The sequence below is a fragment of the Mesorhizobium tamadayense genome (assembly GCF_003863365.1).
GTDB classification, from domain to species: domain Bacteria; phylum Pseudomonadota; class Alphaproteobacteria; order Rhizobiales; family Rhizobiaceae; genus Mesorhizobium; species Mesorhizobium tamadayense.
Map to the genome: position 1 here is coordinate 140,740 of NZ_RQXT01000001.1, position 23,140 is coordinate 163,879.

20 protein-coding genes are annotated in these 23,140 nt (G+C 64.0%); 12 read left to right on the plus strand and 8 right to left on the minus strand.

Features of this window, described 5'->3' with window-relative positions; all coding sequences use genetic code 11:
• Nucleotides 1-117 precede the first annotated feature (117 nt).
• The 12 genes from EH240_RS00795 (at nt 118) to EH240_RS00850 (ending at nt 14,430) form a co-directional block, all read left to right on the plus strand.
• Entirely contained in the window at nt 118-936 is an 819-nt protein-coding gene (locus EH240_RS00795; protein ID WP_124995512.1) for an N-formylglutamate amidohydrolase, read from the plus strand.
• 21 nt (nt 937-957) lie between these two features.
• Nucleotides 958-2,514 carry an amino acid permease gene (locus tag EH240_RS00800; RefSeq protein WP_124995513.1) on the plus strand — a complete coding sequence of 519 codons (1,557 nt, stop codon included), beginning with the start codon at nt 958-960 and terminating at the stop codon, nt 2,512-2,514.
• A gap of 85 nt (nt 2,515-2,599) precedes the next feature.
• Complete coding sequence (locus tag EH240_RS00805) at nt 2,600-3,970, plus strand: glutamine synthetase family protein (RefSeq protein ID WP_124995514.1); 1,371 nt, start codon at nt 2,600-2,602, stop codon at nt 3,968-3,970.
• 96 nt (nt 3,971-4,066) lie between these two features.
• A complete protein-coding gene (locus tag EH240_RS00810) occupies nt 4,067-5,455 on the plus strand; it encodes an aldehyde dehydrogenase family protein (RefSeq protein ID WP_124995515.1) in 1,389 nt (462 codons plus the stop codon).
• Between the two features lie 18 nt (nt 5,456-5,473).
• Nucleotides 5,474-6,646 (plus strand): iron-containing alcohol dehydrogenase, encoded by a 1,173-nt coding sequence (locus EH240_RS00815; RefSeq protein WP_124995516.1) that lies wholly within the window; start codon nt 5,474-5,476, stop codon nt 6,644-6,646.
• 244 nt (nt 6,647-6,890) lie between these two features.
• Nucleotides 6,891-7,997 carry an ABC transporter substrate-binding protein gene (locus EH240_RS00820; RefSeq protein ID WP_124995517.1) on the plus strand — a complete coding sequence of 369 codons (1,107 nt, stop codon included), beginning with the start codon at nt 6,891-6,893 and terminating at the stop codon, nt 7,995-7,997.
• A gap of 64 nt (nt 7,998-8,061) precedes the next feature.
• The gene (locus EH240_RS00825) at nt 8,062-8,976 is read left to right on the plus strand and encodes an ABC transporter permease (protein ID WP_124995518.1); all 915 of its coding nucleotides are present in this window, start codon (nt 8,062-8,064) and stop codon (nt 8,974-8,976) included.
• Entirely contained in the window at nt 8,973-9,764 is a 792-nt protein-coding gene (locus EH240_RS00830) for an ABC transporter permease (RefSeq protein ID WP_124995519.1), read from the plus strand. Before EH240_RS00825 ends, EH240_RS00830 begins: the two co-directional genes overlap by 4 nt.
• Nucleotides 9,765-9,792: 28 nt before the next feature.
• Nucleotides 9,793-10,857 (plus strand): ABC transporter ATP-binding protein, encoded by a 1,065-nt coding sequence (locus tag EH240_RS00835; protein ID WP_124995520.1) that lies wholly within the window; start codon nt 9,793-9,795, stop codon nt 10,855-10,857.
• Between the two features lie 141 nt (nt 10,858-10,998).
• Entirely contained in the window at nt 10,999-12,549 is a 1,551-nt protein-coding gene (locus EH240_RS00840; protein WP_124995521.1) for a cation:proton antiporter, read from the plus strand.
• A gap of 113 nt (nt 12,550-12,662) precedes the next feature.
• Nucleotides 12,663-13,580, plus strand: coding sequence for an endonuclease/exonuclease/phosphatase family protein (locus tag EH240_RS00845; RefSeq protein ID WP_124995522.1), 918 nt, complete (start codon nt 12,663-12,665; stop codon nt 13,578-13,580).
• Between the two features lie 4 nt (nt 13,581-13,584).
• Nucleotides 13,585-14,430 (plus strand): EamA family transporter, encoded by an 846-nt coding sequence (locus EH240_RS00850; RefSeq protein WP_124995523.1) that lies wholly within the window; start codon nt 13,585-13,587, stop codon nt 14,428-14,430.
• On the opposite strand, the gene EH240_RS00855 is transcribed toward EH240_RS00850, so the two are convergent.
• The 8 genes from EH240_RS00855 to EH240_RS00890 form a co-directional block, all read right to left on the minus strand.
• Nucleotides 14,417-14,734 (minus strand): Dabb family protein, encoded by a 318-nt coding sequence (locus EH240_RS00855; protein WP_124995524.1) that lies wholly within the window; start codon nt 14,732-14,734, stop codon nt 14,417-14,419. The genes EH240_RS00850 and EH240_RS00855 overlap by 14 nt on opposite strands.
• Nucleotides 14,735-14,744: 10 nt before the next feature.
• Nucleotides 14,745-16,373 carry a GMC family oxidoreductase gene (locus EH240_RS00860; protein WP_124995525.1) on the minus strand — a complete coding sequence of 543 codons (1,629 nt, stop codon included), beginning with the start codon at nt 16,371-16,373 and terminating at the stop codon, nt 14,745-14,747.
• 12 nt (nt 16,374-16,385) lie between these two features.
• Nucleotides 16,386-17,147 (minus strand): 3-ketoacyl-ACP reductase, encoded by a 762-nt coding sequence (locus tag EH240_RS00865; RefSeq protein WP_124995526.1) that lies wholly within the window; start codon nt 17,145-17,147, stop codon nt 16,386-16,388.
• Nucleotides 17,144-18,661 carry a GMC oxidoreductase gene (locus EH240_RS00870; protein ID WP_124995527.1) on the minus strand — a complete coding sequence of 506 codons (1,518 nt, stop codon included), beginning with the start codon at nt 18,659-18,661 and terminating at the stop codon, nt 17,144-17,146. The genes EH240_RS00865 and EH240_RS00870 overlap by 4 nt, the downstream gene beginning before the upstream one ends.
• Nucleotides 18,662-18,669: 8 nt before the next feature.
• Complete coding sequence (locus EH240_RS00875) at nt 18,670-19,785, minus strand: ABC transporter ATP-binding protein (protein ID WP_124995528.1); 1,116 nt, start codon at nt 19,783-19,785, stop codon at nt 18,670-18,672.
• A 23-nt stretch (nt 19,786-19,808) separates the two neighbouring features.
• The gene (locus EH240_RS00880) at nt 19,809-20,753 is read right to left on the minus strand and encodes a carbohydrate ABC transporter permease (protein ID WP_124995529.1); all 945 of its coding nucleotides are present in this window, start codon (nt 20,751-20,753) and stop codon (nt 19,809-19,811) included.
• Complete coding sequence (locus EH240_RS00885) at nt 20,750-21,709, minus strand: carbohydrate ABC transporter permease (protein ID WP_124995530.1); 960 nt, start codon at nt 21,707-21,709, stop codon at nt 20,750-20,752. The genes EH240_RS00880 and EH240_RS00885 overlap by 4 nt, the downstream gene beginning before the upstream one ends.
• Before the next feature lie 127 nt (nt 21,710-21,836).
• Entirely contained in the window at nt 21,837-23,090 is a 1,254-nt protein-coding gene (locus EH240_RS00890) for an ABC transporter substrate-binding protein (protein WP_124995531.1), read from the minus strand.
• Nucleotides 23,091-23,140: the final 50 nt, after the last annotated feature.

Here is a 23,140-nt window from a genome sequence, read left to right on the forward strand (position 1 = left end):
GCCGTTTTACCGAATTCGCGTTTGACAAAGCCAGACAAAGTGTATGAAATCATCCACCGGGACGCAATGAGACAAAATACGTAACATAAGATACAGCGCTCCCCAGGGGACGGCAGTATGGAGAAAGCACGGCCCGCCAGCCTTGCACCGTCTGAGACCGTGAGGGTAACCAACCCCGGCGGGACCAGCCCCTTTGTCTTGACTTGCGACCACGCTTCGAACTTCCTGCCCTCCGAATTCGGCACGCTCGGCCTGCCCGTCGAGCATCTTTCCCGGCACATCGCCTGGGATCCTGGCGCGCTTCCCGTGGCCAGCCGCATGGCCACCGCGCTCGACGCTACGCTGGTTGAAACTTGCATCTCGCGCCTCGTCATCGACTGCAACCGGCCGCTCGACGCGCCGGATCTCGTGCCGCCGGTCAGCGAAACGACGGCCATTCCCGGTAATTCAGGCCTGTCCGACAAGCAACGCGCCGCGCGGATCGACCTGGCGTGGCGTCCGTTTCATGACACGATCGCTGAGATCATCGATCGGCGGCTGGCACGTGGCCAGGAGACGCGGCTGGTGTCGGTGCACTCCTTCACGCCGGTCTACAGAGGCAAGAGCCGGCCCTGGCATATCGGCATCATCCACGACGACGACCGCAGATTGGCGGCGCCGCTGATATCGGCACTGCAGCGGCTTGCAGGCGTCACCGTCGGCGTCAACGAACCCTATTCGCCGGCCGACCGCGTCTATTTCACGCTGGAACGGCATGCGCGCTCGCGCGGCCTTGCCTGCGCGATGATCGAAATCCGCAACGATGAAATCTCCGGCGAGATCGGGCAGCGGAAATGGGCGGATCTGCTCACAGGCATATTTTCGAATCTGGAGCCCGAGGAGGCCAGGGGCTCCCGACAACGCGCAATGGGAAAGTCAGTACAGTCGGCCAGCTAAGAACCATAGGGGACTTCCAACATGACAACACCGGACTATACGGACGTCGATAAGCAGGAGGACATAAAGGTCCTCCACAGCATGGGCTATGCCCAGGAACTGGAACGGCGCCTGAGCCGCTTCTCGAATTTCGCGGTTTCCTTCTCCATCATCTGCATCCTGTCCGGCGGCATCAACTCGCTGGCGCAGGCGACCTCTGGCGCCGGCGGTATCGGCATCGGCATCGGCTGGCTGGTCGGCTGTTTCGTGTCGCTCACCTTCGCGGTCGCGATGTCGCAGATCAGCTCCGCCTATCCGACGGCCGGCGGCCTCTATCACTGGGGCTCTATCCTCGGCAATCGCGGCACCGGCTGGGTAACGGCCTGGCTCAACCTGCTCGGCCTGATCACCGTGCTCGGCGCCATCAATGTCGGCACCTGGACGTTCTTCGTCGGCGCTTTCGGGCCGACGCTGGGCATCGAGGGCACGCTGACCAACCAGATGATCTTCCTGATCATCATCACCGGCGCGCAGGCGTTGATCAACCACCTCGGCATCAAGCTGACGGCGAAGCTCACCGACTTCTCGGGATACCTGATCTTCTTCGGCTCGATCCTGATCGCGGCGGTCTGCCTGCTTTCGGCCGAGACCTGGGACTTCAGCCGTCTCTTCACCTTCCACAACTACTCCGGCGATGCGGGCAACGGTGTGTGGCCATCGGTGTCGAATGCCTGGGTGTTTGCGCTCGGTCTCCTGCTGCCGATCTACACGATCACCGGCTATGACGCCTCGGCGCACACCTCGGAGGAAACCATCAAAGCGGCTTCCTCCGTGCCGCGCGCGATGGTGATGTCGGTCATCTGGTCGGCGCTGTTCGGCTATCTGTTCCTGGCCGCCTTCATCCTGATGATCCCAAACATGGACGATGCCGCCAAGCAGGGTTGGAACGTGTTCTTCTGGGCCTTCGACCAGCGCGTCGGCACCGGGCTCAAGGAGTTCGTCTACCTGGTCGTGTTCCTGGCGCAGCTGCTGTGCGGCCTCGCCACCGTCACCTCGGCCTCGCGCATGATCTTCGCCTTCTCGCGCGACGGCGGCCTGCCGGGCTCGTCGGCGCTTTCCAAGGTCAGCCCGACCTATCGCACGCCGGTGGCGGCGATCTGGACGGCGTCGATCCTGTCGGTGCTGTTCGTGTGGGGCTCGACGGTGGTCTCGGTCGCCGGCACCTCGGCCTACACGATCGTGGTCTCCTGCACCGTTATCTTCCTGTTCCTCTCCTTCACCGTGCCGATCGTGCTCGGCATGGCGGCGTGGGGAACGCCGAAGTGGGACAAGATGGGCCCGTGGAACATGGGACGCGGCCTGTTCATGCTGTTCTCGGTCCTGTCGCTGGTGTCGATGATCCTGATCTTCGTCATCGGCATCCAGCCGCCGAACGACTGGGCGCTCTACATCACCGTCGGCTTCTTCATCCTGACGGCGATCGTCTGGTTCGCCTTCGAGCGCAATCGCTTCCAGGGCCCACCGCTCGGCGACATCATCGCGGCGCGCCAGGCGGCGATCAAGGCGGCAGAGCAGGCGGTCGGCGAGACCGGCCACTGATACTTCGCTTCACGACCATGACCGGCATCGCGCCGGCCATGGTCGAGTTTCTCCTTCAATCGACCAGCACTGGAGCGCCAAAGGAATGGCCGGAAATCTCTCTTTCGATCAGTTGAAGAAGGCGGTCTCGGATGGCGAGATCGACACGGTGCTGGCCTGCATCGTCGACATGCAGGGCAGGCTCGCGGGAAAGCGTTTCCTGGCCCAGTACTTCGTCGATTCCGCATATGGCGAGACGCATGGCTGCAACTATCTGCTGGCCTGCGACATCGATATGGAGCCGGTGCCGGGCTACAAGGCGGCGAGCTGGTCGAAGGGCTATGGCGACTTCGTCATGAAGCCCGACCTTTCGACGCTTCGCCGCATCCCATGGCTCGAAAAGACGGCGCTGGTCATCTGCGACGTGCTCGATCATCACGACCATGAGGATCTGGCGCATTCTCCGCGCGCGATCCTGAAGAAGCAGGTCAAGCGGCTGAGCGAGCGCGGCTATATCGGCTACTTCGCCTCCGAGCTCGAATTCTACCTGTTCAGCGAGACCTACGATTCCGCCCGCAAGAAGCACTGGCAGGGCCTCGACTCGGCTTCGCCCTATATCGGCGACTACCAGATCGGCATCACCACCAAGGAAGAAGGCGTCATGCGCCGGCTGCGCAACGAGATGGAGGCGGCCGGCATTCCGATCGAGAACTCCAAGGGCGAGTGGGGCCCCGGCCAGGAAGAGATCAATGTGCGCTATGCCGAGGCGCTCGAGATGGCCGACCGCCACGTCATCCTGAAGAACGGCGCCAAGGAGATCGCCCACTCCGAAGGCAAGGCGATCTCCTTCATGGCCAAGTACAATTACGGGCTCGCCGGCAATTCCAGCCACATCCACAATTCGCTGTGGAGCGCCGACGGCGGGACGCCGCTGTTCTTCGACAAAAACGCCGAATGGACATTGTCGAGCCTCGGCCAGCAATGGGCGGCCGGCCAGCTCAAATACGCCAAGGAGCTCACCTGGTTCCTGGCGCCCTACATCAATTCCTACAAGCGCTTCCAGGCCGGCACCTTCGCGCCGACCAAGATCATGTGGAGCGAGGACAACCGCACCGCCGGATTCCGGCTGTGCGGCGAGGGCACCAAGGGCATCCGCATGGAATGCCGCATCGGCGGCGCCGACCTCAACCCCTATCTCGCCTTCGCGGCGCTGATCGCGGCCGGTCTCGCCGGCATCGACGAGAAGCTGGAGCTGCAAAAGCCGTTTGTCGGCGACGCCTATCAAGCGTCGCAGCTGCCGGAGATCCCGAAGACGCTGCGCGATGCTGCCGAGACCCTGGAAAGCTCTGCGATGCTGAAGCAGGCCTTCGGCGAGGAGGTGATCGAGCATTATATGCACACCGCCCGCTGGGAGCAGTTCGAATACGACCGCCGCATCACGGACTGGGAACTGCATAGAGGCTTCGAGCGGTACTAACCCGTAGCGTCGGCGCTGCCCTTCACCCCCTTACCCTCTCCCCTTGAAGAACGGGAAGAGGGGCGCTTTTTAGATTGTTGTAACTGCGAGGAAGACATGACCGAAACGGTCAAGCTCAAATCCCCCATCGATGGGTCGATCTATGCCGAGCGGCCGGTCGCGACCGACCAGGCTATCAACGCGGCGGTCGAGCGCGCCAGGGCGGCGCAGGAAAAGTGGGCCGAAACGCCGATCGTCGAGCGCGGCAAGTACATGCTGGCGATGCTGGAAGCCCTGGTTGCGATGAGCGACGAGATCGTGCCCGAGATCGCCTGGCAGATGGGTCGCCCCGTTCGCTATGGCGGCGAGTTCGGCGGCGTCAAGGAACGCGTCAACTATATGGTCGAGATCGCAAAGCAGGCGCTGAAGCCGGTCATGGCTTCGAACCCGAAGGACGGTTTCCGCCGCTACGTGAAGAAGCTGCCGCTCGGCGTCGTCTTGGTGATCGCGCCGTGGAACTATCCTTACCTCACAGCCGTCAACACCATCGTTCCAGCGCTGATGGCGGGCAGCGCGGTGATCCTGAAGCATGCGGCGCAGACGCTGCTCGTCGGCGAGCGCTTCCAGCAGGCCTTCGACAAGGTGCGTCTCCCCAAAGGCCTGTTCCAGAATCTGGTCATGAACCACGGCCAGACCGAGAGGCTGCTCGGCTCGGGCAAGATCGACCATGTCAACTTCACCGGCTCGGTCGCCGGCGGCCGCGCCATCGAGAAGGCCGCGGCCGGCACCTTCATGACGCTCGGCCTCGAGCTCGGCGGCAAGGATCCGGCATATGTTTTGGCCGACGCCAAGATGGACCATGCGGTCGCCAACCTGGTCGACGGCGCCTTCTACAATTCCGGCCAGTGCTGCTGCGGCATCGAGCGCGTCTATGTTCACGAGAAAGTCTATGACGAGTTCGTCGAAGGTTTTGTCGCCGAGACGAAAAACTATGTCGTCGGCAATCCGCTGGAGCAGGCCACCACGATGGGGCCGATGGCGCAGGCGCGTTTCGCCGACCTGATCCGCGAGCAGAAGGCCGAGGCGCTGCGCAAGGGCGCCAGGGCGCATATCAACATGAAGGTCGAGAACGACAGGCCCGGCTCGCCCTATCTGGCGCCGGACGTGTTGACCAACGTCGACCACCAGATGAGCGTCATGCGCGAGGAAAGTTTCGGGCCGATCGTCGGCATCATGAAGGTGCGCGACGACGAGGAAGCGATCGCGCTGATGAACGACAGCCCCTACGGTCTGACCGCCTCGATCTGGACGCGCGACACCGAGCGCGCGGTGGCGATCGGCGACCGCGTCGAGACCGGCACCGTGTTCATGAACCGCTGCGACTATCTCGATCCGGCGCTGGTCTGGACCGGCGTCAAGGACACCGGCAAGGGCGCGGCTCTCTCGGCCATCGGCTACGACAATTTGACCCGGCCGAAATCCTACCACCTGCGCGAAACAATCTGACTTTTCGAAAGACAATCCATGTCCAAGCTCACCTCCAAATGGAACTACCCGACAACCGTCCGCTTCGGCGCCGGGCGCATCAAGGAACTGCCGGATGTGCTGGCGGCCGCCGGCATCAAACGCCCGCTGTTCGTCACCGATCCCGGGTTGGCGAAACTGCCGGTCGTCGCCTCGACGCTGAAAATCCTCGACGACGCCAAGGTGCCTTATGGCGTGTTTTCCGAGGTGAAGCCGAACCCGGTCGAGTCCAACCTGACCGCCGGCATCGCCGTTTTCAAGAAGGGCAAGCATGACGGCGTCATCGCCTTCGGCGGCGGCTCGGCGCTCGACCTCGGCAAGCTGATCGCCTTCCAGGCCGGGCAGAATCGGCCCGTATGGGATTTCGAGGATATCGGCGACTGGTGGACCAGGGCCAATTCGGATGCGATCGCGCCGATCATCGCGGTGCCGACAACGGCCGGCACCGGCTCTGAGGTCGGCCGCGCCGGCGTCATCACCAACGAGGCGACCCACACCAAGAAGGTCATCTTCCATCCGAAGCTTCTGCCGGCGATCGTCATTGCCGATCCGGAGCTGTCGGTCGGCATGCCGCCCTTCATCACCGCCGGCACCGGCATGGACGCGCTTGCCCACTGCCTCGAGGCCTATTGCGCGCCGGGCTATCACCCGATGGCCGACGGCATCGCGGTAGAGGGCATCCGCCTGGTGTTCGAGAACCTGCCCAAGGCCTTCGCCAACGGCAAGGATCTGGTGGCGCGGGCCCATATGATGAGCGCTGCCGCCATGGGCGCGGCCGCCTTCCAGAAGGGGCTGGGCGCCATCCACTCGCTGTCGCATCCGATCGGCGCGCTCTACGACACCCATCACGGCATGACCAACGCGGTGTTCATGCCCTACGTGCTCGCCTTCAACCGCGAAGCGATCGAGGACCGCATCGGGCGGCTCGCCGCCTATTGCGGCATCAAGGGTGGCTTCGACGGTTTCGCCAAGGCGATCGTCAAGCTGCGCAAGGAGCTCAAGGTGCCGCACGCGCTGCCCGACCTCATCAAGGGCCTCGACATGGACAAGAAGCGCAAGGGCCTGATCGCCGACATGGCGGTGGTCGATCCGACCGCCGGCGGGAACCCGGTCAAGCTCACCAAGAAGGCGGCGCTGACGCTGCTCGAAAACGCCATAGCAGGGTCAGTGTAAGGTGACTTTTGCAGCGGAAAGTTGATCTGGAAACGAGGGGAAAGGAAAGGGAAAAGAGCGAAAGGGCAAGGAGGAGAATAATTAGCCGGAAAAAGGATCGCGAAGCGATTGCTACAGCCGGTTAAAGAGAGTTTACTTTTTGGTGCTGCGGGGTGCCGGTTTCACAAAGCTTTCATCTGGCTGTCACACGAAAACGATACCGCATCGCAGGCGTCCAATGGCGTCAGTTCAACGGAGAGAACATATGTTCAAATTCACGGGGAAGGTGCTTTCCCTTTCGGCCGCGGCGCTCTTCGCGTCGACGGTGATTTCGTCCGCGGCTTCGCTGGACGATCTCGCCAAGGCCGCGAAGGCGGAGGGCGAACTCACGGTCATCGCGCTGCCGCATGACTGGTGCGGCTACGGCGCCGTCATCGACGGCTTCAAGGCGAAGTATCCCGATATCAAGATCAACGAGCTCAACCCCGATGCCGGCTCCGGCGACGAGGTCGAAGCGATCAAGGCCAACAAGGACAATAAGGGCCCGCAGGCGCCCGACGTGATCGACGTCGGTCTGTCCTTCGGGCCGTCCGCCAAGAAGGACGGGCTCGTCCAGGCTTACAAGGTGTCGACCTGGGATTCGATCCCGGAGAGCGCCAAGGATCCGGAAGGCTACTGGACCGGCGACTATTACGGCGTGCTGTCCTTCCTGGTGAACAAGGACCTGGTCAAGGAAGCGCCGGCCGACTGGGCTGACCTATTGAAGTCGGATTATGCCAACACCGTCGCGCTTGCTGGCGACCCACGCCTCTCGAACCAGGCCATCCAGGCTGTCTACGCCGCCGGCCTCTCTGGCGGCGCGGCCGCCGGTGAAGCAGCCGGCACTGCCGGTCTCGACTTCTTCAAGAAGCTCAACGGCGCCGGCAATTTCGTGCCGGTCATCGGCAAGCCGGCGACGCTTGCGCAGGGCCAGACCCCGATCCTGGTCACCTGGGACTACAACGCGCTTGCCGGTCGCGACACGCTGAAGGGCAACCCGCCGGTAGATGTCGTGGTGCCGAAGACGGGCGTTGTCGCCGGCGTCTACGTGCAGGCGATCAGCGCCTTCGCGCCGCATCCGAATGCCGCCAAGCTTTGGCTCGAGTATCTCTACTCCGACGAAGGCCAGATCGGCTGGCTGAAAGGTTATTGCCACCCGATCCGCTTCAACGACCTCGCCAAGAACGGCAAGCTGCCGGCCGACGTGATGGCCAAGTTGCCGCCAGCCGAATCTTACGCGGCTGCGGTGTTCCCGACGCTCGAGGAGCAGGGAAAGGCGAAGGAAGCCATCACCAAGAACTGGGACGCCGTCGTCGGCGCCAACGTCAAGTAAACCAGTTAAATCATCCGGGCGGCCGTGAGGCCGCCCGGACTTCCTCGAAGACGGTAGCCGGCGCATGACCGATCTCTCGCTTTCCGATCAGGCAATTGCGGGAAAGACCGCGCCGCCAAGCGAGGCCCGCGCCTTGCGGCTGCCGACGCAATGGCTCGGCGTTGCGCCGTTCTTCATCTTCGCCATCATGTTCCTGATCCTGCCCACGTTCTATCTGATGCTGGGCGCATTCCAGAACGATGCCGGCGAGTTCACCCTGGAAAACATAGCAGCGCTGGCGCAGCCATCGATCGTTGCCGCCTACTGGATCTCGATCAAGGTCAGCCTTGCCTCGGCGCTGATTGGTGCATTCGCGGGCTTGGCGATTGCCGTTGCCATCGTGCGCGGCGGCCTGCCCGATTGGATACGATCGGCAACGCTGACCTTTTCCGGCGTGGCCTCCAATTTTGCCGGCGTGCCGCTGGCCTTCGCCTTTCTCGCCACACTCGGTCGTATCGGTCTCGCCACGATGATCCTGAACACCTTGTTCGGCTTCAACATCTACGCCCACGGCTTCAACATCCTGTCGTTCTGGGGCCTGACGCTGACCTATGTTTATTTCCAGATTCCGCTGATGGTGGTCATCATTGTGCCGGCGATCGACGGGCTGAAGAAGGAATGGGGCGAGGCCGCCGCGACGTTGGGTGCGACACAGGCACAGTTCTGGCGCATGGTCGTCATCCCGGTGATCTGGCCGAGCTTCCTCGGCACTGTGATCCTGCTCTTTGCCAATGCGTTCGGCGCCATCGCCACCGCCTACGCCCTGACCGGCTCGTCGCTCAACATCGTGCCGATCCTGCTCTATGCGCAGATCCGCGGTGACGTGCTGCACAATGCACATCTCGGCTATGCGCTCGCCTTCGGCATGATCGTCATCACCGGCCTCGCCAATGTGTTCTACATCTGGTTCCGGACCCGTTCCGAGAGGTGGCTGAAATGAAGACCGGACGCTTCTGGGCCTGGCTCGTCTTCATCCTCGGTGCGGTCTACTTCTTCATCCCGCTGATCGCGACGGTGGAATTCTCCATGCGCATGCGGCGCGGCGCATATTCCTTCGATGCCTATCAGATCGTTTTGGGCGACGAACGCTTCCAGGCGACTTTCATGTACTCGGTGCTTGCGGCGATCTTCACCATCATCCTCGGCGTGCTGGTCGTCGTGCCGGCCGCCTACTGGATCCGGCTGCGGCTGCCGCAGCTCAGGCCAATCGTGGAATTCATCACGCTGCTGCCGCTGGTCATCCCGGCGATCGTCATCGTCTTCGGCTATATCAGAATGTATGGGTCGAATTCGCCACTGCCATTCCTGGCAAGCAACACGGGCGCCAACGCGCTGCTGGTGATTGGCTATGCGACGCTGGCCCTACCCTACATGTACCGCGCCGTCGACACCGGCCTTCGTACCATCGACGTCAGAACGCTGACGGAAGCGGCGCAGATCCTAGGCGCCGGCTGGGGCACGATCATCACGCGTGTCATCCTGCCCAACGTTCTGATCGCGGTGCTGTCGGGCGCCTTCCTCACCTTCGCCATCGTCATCGGCGAGTTCACCATGGCCAGCCTGCTCAACCGGCCGGCCTTCGGTCCGTACCTGCAGAACATCGGCGCCAACCGCGCCTATGAGCCGGCGGCGCTTGCCATCATCGCCTTCGCCATCACCTGGGGCTGCATGTCGCTGATCCAGATCCTGTCCCGCTTCGCGCCGAAATCGGCGAACCGCCCCAATTGAGCGAAAAAGACCGACCGAAAGAAAAGCCATGGCCGAGCCGTTCCTCTCCATCCAGCATGTGCGAAAGTCCTTCGGCGCCACTACCGTGGTCGAGGATTTCAACCTCGATGTCGAGCCGGGCGAATTCGTCTCCTTCCTCGGCCCGTCCGGCTGCGGCAAGACGACGGTGCTGCGCATGGTGGCCGGCTTCGAAGAGCCCTCGGCCGGCAAGATCGTGGTCAGCGGCAAGGACATCACCAGGCTGAAGCCCAATCAGCGCAATGTCGGCATGGTGTTCCAGGCCTATGCGCTGTTCCCCAACCTCACGGTGGCGCAGAATATCGGGTTCGGGCTGAAGGTGGCTGGCATGCCGAAGGCAGCCATCGATGCCCGCGTCGCGGAGATGCTCGAAATCATCAAGCTGCCGCAGATGGCCGATCGCTATCCCTACCAGCTCTCCGGCGGCCAGCAGCAGCGTATCGCGCTGGCGCGCGCGATCGCGCCGAAGCCGAAGCTGCTTCTGCTTGACGAGCCGCTGTCGGCGCTGGACGCCAAGGTGCGCGTGTCGCTGCGCGAGGAAATTCGCTCGATCCAGAAGAAGCTCGGCATCACCACCATCTTCGTCACCCACGACCAGGAAGAGGCGCTGTCGATCTCCGACCGCATCGCCGTCATGTATGGCGGCAAGGCCGAGCAGGTCGGCACGCCGTTCGAGATCTACAACCGGCCGGCGACGAAGTTCGTCGCCAACTTCGTCGGCACGCTCAACGTGCTGGAAGGCAAGGTCACCGACCCCGCCTCCGGCAAGGTGCGGATCAACACGCAGGAGGTCTCGCTCAAGGGCAAGCTCAACGGCTCGAAGTCCGGCGACACGCTGTCGCTGGCGCTCAGGCCCGAAGCAATTTCGCTCGGCCGGCAACCGGGGCACGACACCAGCCTTTCGGGCGAGATCGCCGAAGTGCATTTCCTCGGCTCGGTCATCCGGGTGCGCGTCGGCATCGGCGGCAACACGGTTTCGCTCGATACCTTCAACAACTCCGCGACGCCGCCGCCCGCCGTCGGCGAGAAGGCGGATATCTCGTTCTCGTCGGGCGATATGTTGGTGCTGCACTAGGAAAGAGTGAATAGTGAATGGTGATCAGCGAAGAGAGCACTTTACGTGCTCAAATTCTTATGATGATGCCCATTCACCATTCACCATTCACCATTCACTTTTTGCAGTGCCAAACGCCTGGTTCCATCGCTACGATGAACCATGGCGCTTTTCGAGCTCACCCTTGTCCTGCTTCTGATCGCCGTCGCGCTGACGGCCGTGTCGCGATGGCTGGAGGTTCCGTATCCCTCCCTGCTGGCGCTGGCGGGCGCCGGTATCGCCTTCCTGCCTGGCGCACCGACGATCGAGATCGATCCGGAACTGGCGCTGGCACTGTTCATCGCGCCGGTGCTTCTCGATGCCGCCTATGACACCTCGCTGCGCGATCTCAATCGCTACCGGCTGCCGCTGGCGCTTCTGGCGCTCGGCGCCGTCATCTTCACCGCCGTGGTGGTCGCTTTTGTCGGCTGGAAGATGGCCGGCCTGCCGGTCGCCGCGGCGATCGCGCTCGGCGCCATCGTCGCCCCGCCGGACGCGGTGGCGGCGGGCGCCGTGCTCGGCCAGTTCAAGGTGCCACACCGCATCACGGCCATCCTGCAGGGCGAAAGCCTGCTCAACGACGCCACCGCGCTTCTGATCTACCGGATAGCAGTAGCCGCGGCACTCGGCCCGCTCCTGTTGAGCAGCGCCGCGCCGACGGTCCTGTTGTCAACGGTTGGCAGTCTTGTCGCCGGCCATGTTCTCGGCCGAGTATTCCATTTCGCGTTTGCCCGCATCGAGGATCCGGCAAGCGGCACGGTTGTGCAGTTCGCGAGCACGTTCGGCGTCTGGATCCTGGCGGACAGGATCGGGCTTTCCGCCATCATCACCATCGTCGTCTATGCCATGACGATCGCCCGCGCGGCACCCCGCTCCATGCCGGCGAGAAACCGCGTCAGCTCCTATTCGGTTTGGGAAACGGCGGTGTTCGTGCTCAACGTGCTGGCATTTGTGCTGATGGGCCTGCAGGCGCGCACGATCGTCGGCCGGCTCGCGGGACAGGGGCACCCCGAGGCATTCGTCTTCGCGGCAACCGTGCTCGCCGTCGTCATCGTCTCGCGTCTCGTCTGGGTGCTGAGCTGCGGCGCGATCCTCAGATGGTTCGCGCGCTTCGGCAGCGAAGCCCGGAGGCGGGAAACGCCGTCGTTCCGCGGTGGCGTGCTGATCGGCTGGTGCGGCATGCGCGGGCTGGTGACGCTGGTGGCGGCCTTTGCCTTGCCGGCCGACTTTCCCGGCCGCGATCCGATCGTGCTCGCAGCCTTCGCGGTCGTGCTTGGAACACTGGTGCTGCAGGGCATGAGCCTGAAGCCGCTGCTGCGCCTGCTCAACTTCGAACGCGACACGACGGTGGACATCGAGGTGGCACAGGCGCGCGTCGCCATCATGCAGGCGGCGCTGGACGTCCTGAGCCGCAAGACGTCGGCTGCGGCGGCGGTCGTGCGCGAGCAATACGAGGCCGAGCGCCTGATAGCCGAGAACCCGGAGGACGCGCAGGCAGCGACCGAATACGACCGGCTGCGCCTCTATGCTATCAAGCGGCAGCGCGACACGCTGGAGGAATTGCGCCGCAACGGGACGATCGGCGACGAGGCCTATCACCGCCTGGAAGAAGAGATCGACTGGTCGGAACTGGCCGCGTCGCCGGCAGGCCGGTTCCAGCCGCTTACGACTTAGGCAGGATGGGCCCGGCGGTCGCGCAACTGGACTATTCCGCGCGCCGCCACGGTCCATTGCAACGCCGCAGCCGAAGCGCTACTGCCGTGGCCATATATTCAGCCGGTTAATCAATGAAGCTGATCAGCTACAACATCCAGTACGGCTATGGCAGCGACGGCCGTTATGACCTGACGCGCGCGGCGCGGCTCGTCGGCGGCGCCGATATCATCGCCCTGCAGGAGGTGGAGCGCCACTGGCAGCGCACCAACGAGGACGACCAGCCGGAGATCCTGTCCAGGCTGCTGCCCGACTATCACTGGGTCTACGGCCCGGCCTTCGACATGGACGCCAGCGAATTGCGCGACGGCCGCATCGTCAACCGACGCAGGCAATTCGGCACCATGCTGCTGTCGAAGCTGCCGATTGTCTGGTCGCGGCTGCATACGCTGCCACTGCGCCGCACGCTCAAGCCGCTCAACACCCGCAACGCAGCGCTGGAATGCATGATCCGCACGCCGGCTGGACCGGTGCGGGTGTTCTCGCTGCATCTTGCGCATATCTCGGTCGAGGAGCGGCTGGAGCAGATCGACTATCTCATCGCCGAACATCGCCGCGCGCCTTCGGAAGGCGGTCCGTGGAGCGGCACCGACGACGAGCATGAGCGCAACTGGAGCAACGGCCAGGCAGAGCCGGAAAACCCGCTGGCTGCGATCTGGCTCGGCGATTTCAACATGGAGCCGGGAAGCGCCGAATACCGGCGCATCGTCGGCGACGCGCCCTACCATCGCGGCGCCGTCTATATCCATGGATTCGTCGATGCCGCCGCCGTCGCCGGCGAGCCCGGGCCGGACTTCCATACGCACGAAAAGATCGTCGACGGCAGGCCGGCGAAACGACGGCTCGACCATTGCTTCGTCGGCGGCGTGCTGGCCGGACGGGTGCGTTCGGTAACGGCCGACATCGGCGAGGTGGCTTCCGACCATTTTCCGCTGAGGGTCGATATCGATCTGGAAACGCCGGGCATCGCGCCGGGCTTGGCCGGCAGGTGAACCAGTGACGCTTTTCGTCTTCCTCGCGGTGCTCTCGGCGGCCGCCATGCATGCGATCTGGAACGCGCTGGTCAAAGTGCATCTCGACCGCTTCCTGTCGATCACGCTGATGACGCTCGGCATGGGTTTTGCGGCGCTGCTGGCGCTGCCTTTCGTCGAGGTGCCGAAAGCGGAGGTGTGGCCGTTCATTCTGGCCTCGGTGATCTTCCATATGGGCTACCGGATGTTTCTGATCGGCGCCTACAAGGCTGGCGATTTCGCCCAGACCTATCCGCTGGCGCGCGGCACCGCGCCGCTGCTTTCCGCCCTCGGCGGCATCGTCCTGCTCGGAGAGGTTCCGGCACCGTTCGCCATCTTCGGCATCGTGCTTCTGTCGGCCGGCACGCTGGTGATGTCATTCCGCGGCGGCGTGCATCTCGAACGGTTCAATCTGCGCGCGGTCAGCTTTGCGCTCGGCACCTCGATCTTCATCGCCAGCTACACGCTCTCCGACGGCAGCGGCGCGCGGCTCGCGGCGACCGCGCAGAGTTACGCGGCCTGGCTGTTCATCTGCGATGCGGCGTGGGCGCTGGTGCTGTGCGTCGCCTTTCGCGGGCCGCAGTCGCTGCCGATGCTGGCGCGCGACTGGAAGGCCGGGCTTTTCACCGGCGTGCTCAGCGGCGCCGCCTACTGGATCGTCATGTGGGCGATGACCAAGGCGCCGATCGCCTCGGTCGCGTCGCTGCGCGAGACCTCGATCCTGTTCGCCATGCTGATCTCGGTCGTCGCGCTGGGCGAGAAGATGACGACCTGGCGAGGCGCCGCCGCGCTCGGCATCGTCGCCGGTGTCGTCGCGCTCAGGCTTGGTTGATCTCCAGGTCGAACACCATCAGCCCGCCGGTGCCGCCTTCGAGCGCCGCGACCAGTCTGGCACCGGCCCGCTGATGCGCTTCGTGCACCAGATAGGCATCGCGGGCGGCGGCATCGCGGAAGTCGATGGTGAAGCCATGGCCGAAGCCGCGCGCGAACGGCTCGGGGCTGACGTTGGCGCTGAGATGCACCTTGCCCATGCCGTCGATAATGGAACGCAGCGCTTCGAGATCGGCGTGGATCGCAGCGCGCTCGGAGGCGGAGACGTCGTCACGGAAGCGGACAAAGACGCAGTGCCTGATCATCGCTCGTTCCTCAAGCCGCCTTGTTGCCCTTGAACACGGCTGGCGGCAGCGGCTCGCGGCCGAGGATCAGGTCGGCGCCCTTTTCGCCGACCATGATCGTCGGCGCATTGGTGTTGGAGGAGGGGACGCGCGGCATCACGGAGGCGTCGCAGACCCGCAGGCCTTCGATGCCGCGCAGCCTCAGATCCGGCGTCACCACCGCCATGTCGTCATGGCCCATGCGGCAGGTTCCGACCGGATGATGGTCGGTCTTGGACGTGCGGCAGGCATAGTCGAAGAGGTTGGCGTCGCTCTGCAGGGCAGGGTCGGGCAGCACCTCGCGCAGCACGTAGGGGGCAAGCGCCTTCTGCCGCATGATCTCGCGCGCCAGCCGCAGGCCCTTGATCGACATGTCGCGGTCGTAGGGATCGGACCAGTAGTTCGGATCGATCAGCGGATGGTCGGCGGGGTCGGCGCTGTTCAGCCGCACCGTGCCGCGCGAGCGCGGACGAAGGAAGGCCGAGTTGAGCGTCACGCCCGGGTTCTTCAGCTTCTCGACGCCGGCCTCGATGCCGGAACCGAGACCGAGATGGAACTGGATGTCGGGCGAAGCGGCGGTCGGATCGGCGTACCAGAAGCCGCCGGTCTCGAACAGGCTGGAGGCGACCGGGCCTTTCTTCAAGAGCAGGTATTGCAGGCCCGCCCATATCGTGCGGTGCAGCTTGGCGTAGTTGTCGTAGGTGTGGTCGCCGGTGCATTCGGCAATGACGAACAGGTCGAGATGGTCCTGCATGTTGGAGCCGACGCCGGGAAGGTCGTGGACCGGCGTGACGCCGACCGATTTCAGATGATCGGCCGGGCCGATGCCCGACTGCATCAAGAGCTTCGGCGAGCCGATGGCGCCGGAGGACACGATCACCTCGCGCTCGGCACGCAGCACCGTCTTCTCTCCGCCCGGCTTGTCGACGATCTCGACGCCGACGGCGCGACCCTTCTCGACGACGACGCGGGTGACCAGCACGTCGGTCCTGACTGTCAAATTCTTCCGTTCGCGGATCGGCTTCAGATAGGCGACCGAAGCGGACGAGCGGCGCGCGTCCTTCTGGGTGAGCTGGTAATAGCCGACGCCCTCCTGGCTGGCGCCGTTGAAATCCGGATTGAAGGGAATGCCCATCTCCTGGCCGGCGCGGAAATAGGCCTCGCAGATCGGCAGCGGGGAGATCGGGTTGGAGACGCCGAGCGGACCCTGGTCGCCATGATAGTCGTTGGCGAAGCGCTGGTTGTTCTCGGCGCGCTTGAAATAGGGCAGCACGTCGCGATAGCCCCAGCCGGTGAGCCCTTCTTCCTTCTCCCAGGCGTCGTAGTCGCGGGCGTTGCCGCGCGTGTAGATCTGGGCGTTGATGGAGGAGCCGCCGCCGACCACCTTGGCCTGCGTGTACCAGAAGACGCGATCCCTCATGTGCTTTTGCGGCACGGTCGACCAGCCCCAGGACGCGATGCCCTTGGTCATCTTGGCGAAGCCCGCCGGCATGTGGATCAGCGGATGCCAATCCTTGCCGCCGGCTTCCAAGAGCAGGACCGAATTTCCCGGTTCCTCGCTCAGCCGGTTGGCCAGGACGCAGCCGGCCGGGCCGGCGCCAACAATGATGTAGTCAGCCATTGCTCCACTCACTCACAGGCGCGGCAGGGACAGTGCGCCGTCGACATCGATGACCGATCCGGTCGCAAAGCCGAACTTGCCGGAGGCAAGCGCGGCCACCACCGCGCCGATGTCGCCGGCTTCGCCCCAGCGTTTGGCCGGCACAAGGCCGCCATCGATCAGCGCGTCATATTTGGCGGAGACGCCCGCGGTCATGTCGGTGCGGATGATGCCCGGACGCACCTCGAACACGCCGATGCCTTCTGCGGCGAGCCGCAGCGCCAGGTTCTTCACCCACATGGACAGTCCGGCCTTGGAGATGCAGTAGTCGGCGCGCTCAGGTGAAGCCATCGTCGCGCTGACCGAGGTGACGGTGACGATCGATCTCCCTGGCTTGGCAGGCGCCGCAAGCATGGCTTTTGCGACCGCCTGGCTGAGGAACACCGTGCCGCGCAGATTGATGGCGAGCGCACGATCGAAGTTTTCCGGCTTCAGCTCCAGAAGATCGCCACGCAGCACGGCGCCGACGCCGGCATTGTTGACCAGGCAGTCGATGCGGCCGAACACATCCATGGCCGCCTGAACCAGTTTCGGATGGGCGGCGAGATCGGCAATGTTGCATTGAACGTAGGCGAATTTCGCGCCGCGCGCGGCGATGTTCTTGGCAAGCCCATCGGCAGGCTTGTCGGCGAGGTCGGCGACGAGGATGTCGAAGCCGGCATCGGCAAGCGCCTCGGCGCAGGCAAGCCCGATGCCGCGCGCGCCGCCGGTGACGATGGCCGCAGGGCGGGTCATGCGGCGAGATCCGTCTTGCGGATGTGATCGGCGACGCGCAGCGCCTGGGCCGCGATCGACAGCGCCGGGTTGACTGCAGCCGAGGTCGGCAGGAAGCCGCCGTCGACGACGAACAGGTTCTTGTGGTCATAGGCGCGGCAGAACGGATCGAGCGGCGCTGCCGCCGGATCGTTGCCCATGCGCACCGTGCCGCACTGGTGCGAGGGCGTACGCTTGTCGAACGGGCGCGACAGCACGATCGGATAGCCGCAGGCACGGAAGTTTTCGCGCATCACCCTGGTCAGGCCTTCCAGCGACTGCATGTTGGAGCGCCGCCACTGCATGACGATCTCCTTGCCTTCGACCATGATGCGGCTTTCAGGGTCAGGCAGGTCCTCGCACATCAGGTACCAGTCGACGGCGTGGCCGGCCATGAAGTCGAGCGCGAATTTCGGCGCCAGCTTCACATTGGCCTTCAGCATGTTGCCGTCGATCTTGCCGAGCAATTGTACATTGCCCAGCGGCTTGCCGCCCTTGCCGTCCGACAGATAGTAGTCGTTGAGCATCAGCGTCTTCTGGTAGACGGCATCGTTGCGTCGGCGCGGGTCGATCGCCAGCATCGCGCTCGAATTGTGGTTCATGAAATTGCGGCCGACCTGGTCGGAACTGTTGGCGAGGCCCTTGCCCCCCTCCTTGCCGCTTCTCGGCGATGGCGAGCGCAGCAGGATGGCGGCGGAGTTGACCGCGCCGGCAGAGAGGATGACCAGCTTCGGCGACAGCGTCTTCTGCGAACCGCTCTGGGTGTAGTGGATGGCAAGGATCGACTTGCCGTCCGGCGAGGCCTCGAGCCAGTCGACATGGGCACTGGTCTCAAGGCGGATGTTGCCATCGCTGAGCGCAGCCGTCAGCGGCCCGGTCTGGGCATCGACCTTGCCTTGGCCGGTGTTCGGGAAGGCATCCCAGCCCGTCTTGCCGTCCTTCAGCCAGGCTTCAATGTCGACGCCGAGCGGCAGGGAGGCCGGATGCAGACCGAGGCCCTTCAATTCGGCGCGGGCGCGCGCGATCGCAGGCTCGTCGGGCACCGGCTTGAAGGCGTAGGGGATCGAGTGGAACGGTTCGGTCGGGTCCTCGCCGAGGCTGCCCCGCACGCGAAAAAGCTGCTCGGCCTTCGAATACCAGGGCTCGAACTCGTCATAGGAAAACGGCCAGGCCGGCGAGACGCCGCCGAAATGCTCCATGGCGGAAAAATCTTCCTTGCGATAGCGGATCAGCACCGCGCCGAAGAATTTCGAATTGCCGCCGACATAGTAATAGTTGCCGGGGTTGAAGGCCGGGCCGCCGGCCTCGCGCCACATCTCCTTCGGCCGGTAGTGCCCATCGACGAAGATCGATCGCGTCGAGCGCGCATGCGGCGTCGCGGGCAGCGGCTCACCGCGCTCCAGGATCAGGATGGAGGCGCCGCTGCCGGCCAAGCCGGAGGCGATCGTGGCGCCGCCGATGCCGGAGCCGATGATGACGATATCCGGATTTGCCATGGCCCAGTCTACAGAATGCGCTTCTCGGTCGCCGGGTCGAAGAACACCGCCTTGGTCAGGTTGAAGGCGAGCGGCGTGCTGGTACCCGGCTGGATCCTGGCGTCGGCGCGCAGCCGCGCCACCACGGCCTTGCCGCCGAGATTGGTGACGGCGAAGGTGTCGGAGCCGGCCGGCTCGATCACCTCGATGTGGCAATCGGCGGTGGCGATCTCGGAGCCGTTGCGCTCGGCGCCTTCCGGATCGGTCAGCGCCTCCGGGCGGACGCCGAAGATGACCGGCTTGTCCTTGAATGCCGCAAGGCCCGCCGGCGCGCCGGGAAGGGCCAGCGCGATCGGCTGGCGCGCCTCGCGATCGAGCACGACGGAGAGCCCGCTGCCATTGGCGCCGATCTTTGCCGGGATAAGGTTCATCGCCGGCGAGCCCATGAAGTCGGCGACGAAGACGTTGGTGGGGTTGTTGTAGATTTCCGCCGGCGTGCCGAACTGCTGCACCTCGCCGTCGCGCATCACGGCGATCTTGGTTGCCAGCGTCATCGCCTCGATCTGGTCATGCGTGACATAGACGATCGTCGTGCCGGTCGTCGCGTGCAGGCGCTTGATCTCGATGCGCATGTCGACGCGCAGCTTGGCGTCGAGGTTGGAGAGCGGCTCGTCGAACAGGAAGAGCTTCGGGTCGCGCACCAGGGCGCGGCCCATGGCGACGCGCTGGCGCTGGCCGCCAGAGAGCTGGCTGGGCTTGCGGTTGAGCAGGTGGCCGATCTGCAAGATCTTGGCCACCTTGTCGATCGCCTTCTGGCGCTCCGCCGCCGGCACGCCGCGCATCTCCATGCCGAAGGCGATGTTTCCGGCGACAGTCATGTTCGGATAGAGCGCGTAGCTCTGGAAGACCATGGCGATGTCGCGCTTCGAGGGATGCAGATCGTTGATGGCGCGGCCGTCGACCCGAATCTCGCCCTCGGTGATCGTTTCCAGGCCAGCGATGGTATTGAGCAGCGTGGACTTGCCGCAGCCGGACGGACCGACCAGGACGAGGAAGCCGCCCTTTTCGAGCTCGACATCGATGCCCTTCAGGATCTCGACATTCCCGAAGCGCTTCTTCAGCCCATCAATTTCCAGAAAAGCCATGGTCGTTCCTTAGCGAAAAGAGGTCAGCCCTTGACCGCGCCGGCCATCAGCCCGCGCACGAAATAGCGGCCGGCGACGACATAGACGATCAGGGTGGGGAGCGCGGCGATCATCGCCGCGGCCATGTTGACGTTGTATTCGACGACACCGGTCGAGGTGTTGACGACATTGTTCAGAGCCACCGTCATCGGCATCACGTCGCCGGAGCCGGCATAGGCGGAGGCGAACAGGAAGTCGTTCCAGATGTTGGTGAACTGGTAGATCACCGTCACAACGATGATCGGCAGTGAGTTGGGCAGCATGATGCGCCGGAATATCTGGAAGAAGGAGGCGCCGTCGACCTGCGCCGCCTTGATCAACTCGGTCGGGAAAGCTTCGTAATAGTTGCGGAAGAACAGCGTGGTGAAGCCGAGGCCATAGACCACGTGGACGAAGACGAGATTGACCGTCGAGTTGCCGAGACCAAAGGAGAAGCCGGTCGCGTTCCGCAGGGTGGCGCCGAAGCGGCCGAGGCTGCCGAGGATCGTCGCCATCGGCAAGAGCACCGACTGGAACGGGATGAAGCAGGCAAACAGCATCATCGCGAAGACCAGCGTGTGGCCGCGGAAGCGCCATTTGGTCAGCACATAGCCGTTGAGCGCACCAAGCAGCGTCGAGATCACAACCGCCGGAACCACCATCTTGATCGAGTTCCAGAAATAGCCCTTCATGCCGACGCAGGTCAGGCCCGAGCAAACTTCGCTCCACGCCTTTATCCATGGCGCGAAGGTCGGTGCATGCGGCAGCGCCAGCATGTTGCCGTTCTGGATCTCATCCATGGTCTTGAACGAGGTGACGAGCATGACGAAGAGCGGCATCAGATAGAACAGCGCGAACAGCGCGAGCAGTCCGTAGATAACGATGCGGTTGAGCGTCCTGGCGCGGATGCCGCCGGAGGCCTGGCGGGCGGGTGAAGTAACGGCGCTCATCGCGACTTCTCCCTGAGTTCGGAATAGAGATATGGAACGATGATCGCGGTGATGGTCATCAGCATGATCACTGCGCTGGCGGAGCCGACCGCCATCTCGTTGCGCTTGAAGGTGAACTCATACATGAAGTTGGACGGCAACCAGGCCGAGCCGCCGGGGCCGCCGCTGGTCAGCGCCACCACCAAGTCGTAGGACTTGATGGCCAGATGCGCGAGCACGATGAAGGCCGACAGGAACACCGGCCGCAGCAGCGGGATAACGATGCGGCGATAGAGCTGAAAGGTGGTGGCGCCGTCGATCTGCGCCGCCTTCATGATCTCGCCGTCAATGCCGCGAAGGCCGGCCAGGAACATCGCCATGATGAATCCGGAAGCCTGCCAGACGCCGGCGATGACCACGGTGTAGATGACGAAATCCTTGTTCTTGATCCAGTCGAAATGGAAGCTCGTCCAGCCCCATTGGTGCAGCGTCTGCTCGAGGCCGAGACCGGGGTCGAGGAACCATTTCCAGGCGACGCCGGTGACAATGAATGAAAGCGCCATCGGGTAGAGGTAGATCGGCCTCAGCACGCCTTCGCCGCGGATCTTCTGGTCGAGCAGGATGGCCAGGAACAGGCCGAGCGCCAGGCAGATAGCGATGTAGAGGAAACCGAATATGCCCATGTTGGTGATCGAGGTGTACCAGCTCGACGGCGGGTCGCTCTCGAAGGTCCAGCGCCACAGCCGCTGATAGGCGCGGGGGCCGGTGATGGCATAGGATGGAAAGGTCTTGGAGTTGGTGAACGACAGATAGATCGTCCACAGGATGAAGCCATAGACGAAGACGATCGTCGCCGCGAAGCTCGGCGCCAGCACGATCTTCGGCAGGAGGTCCTGCAGGCGCGAGCGCACCGTGCTGCCCGGCCGGGCGTCGTGCTCCGGCGTCAGCTTGATTTGGGTTTCGGCGACTGTGCTCATCGGCTTATCCAGTACCGGTTCGTCGGGGATCGGCCGGCGTAACACACCGGCCGGGCAAATCCCGGACCTCGCCTCGGTGAGACCTCCCCCGCTTGGAGCGGGGGAGCCTCGAGTTACTGCGAACGTCTTACTTGGCGTCGTCGATCGCCTTGACCAGCTCGGTCACGGCCTCGTCCGAGGTCTTGATCTGACCGTGGACGAACTTCGACACGACGTCCTTGTAGGCATTGGCGACAGCCGGAGGCGCGCCATAGCCTTGGGCCAGCGAGCCGAACAGCTTGCCGCCTTCATTGGCAGCCTTCAGGTCGGCGATGCCCTTCTTGCCGCAGGCGTCGAAGTCGGTGTCAGGCACGTCGGTGCGGGCCGGAACCGAACCCTTGACGACGTTGAAGGCTGACTGGAAGCTCTTCGACAGGGTGGCGGTGGCCAAAGCGACCTGGGCGGCCTTGCGATCGTCCGGAACGTTGAACATGCCGAACATGTCGGAGTTGTAGATCACCGAGCCATCGGTGCCCGGGAAGCGATAGCACAGGAAGTCGGTGCCCGGGGTCTTGTTGGCGGCGTGGAACTCGCCCTTGGCCCAGTCACCCATGACCTGCACCAGCGCATCGCCCTTGATGACCATGGCGGTGGCAAGGTTCCAGTCGCGGCCCGAGAAGTTCGGATCGACATAGGTGACGAGCTTGGCGAGGTTGTCGAACGACTTCTTCATCGTGTCGGACTTGAGCGACTCCTCGTCGAGGTCGTTCATCGCCTTCTTGTAGAACTCGGGCCCGCCGGTCGACAGCACGACGGAGTCGAACATGGTGGCTTCCTGCCAGTTCTGGCCGCCCAGCGCGAGCGGGATGACCCCCGCGGCCTTGGCCTTGTCGAGCAATGCCACGAAGTCGTCGAAGGTCTTCGGCTCGGCGCCGCCGATCTTGTCCATCACCGCCTTGTTGATCCACAGCCAGTTGACGGAGTGGACGTTGACCGGAGCCGCGACCCACTTGCCGTCATAGACGGAGAATTTCTGCAGGGCAGCCGGAACCGACTTGTCCCAGCCTTCCTTCTTGGCGGTTTCGGTCAGGTCGCCCATGACGCCGGCGGCGGCATAGTCGAGCACGGTGTAGCCGAGCATCTGCGAGGCGGTCGGATAGTTGCCGGCCGCGACCATCGCCTTCAGCGCGGTCATGGCGGCGTCGCCGCCACCGCCGGCCACCGGCACGTCCTTCCAGGCATAGCCTTCCTTTGCCAGGTCCTGCTTCAGCACGTTCAGGGCAGCCGCTTCGCCGCCCGACGTCCACCAATGCAGCATCTGCACTTCCTTGACGTCCGCGGCATGCGCCGAGAACGCAAAGCTCGTCGCAAGAGCCGTTCCGATAAGCAGTTTGCGCAACATGTACTTCCTCCCTTGTTGCATTCACATAGCCGGCGGATGGCCGCCGGGGT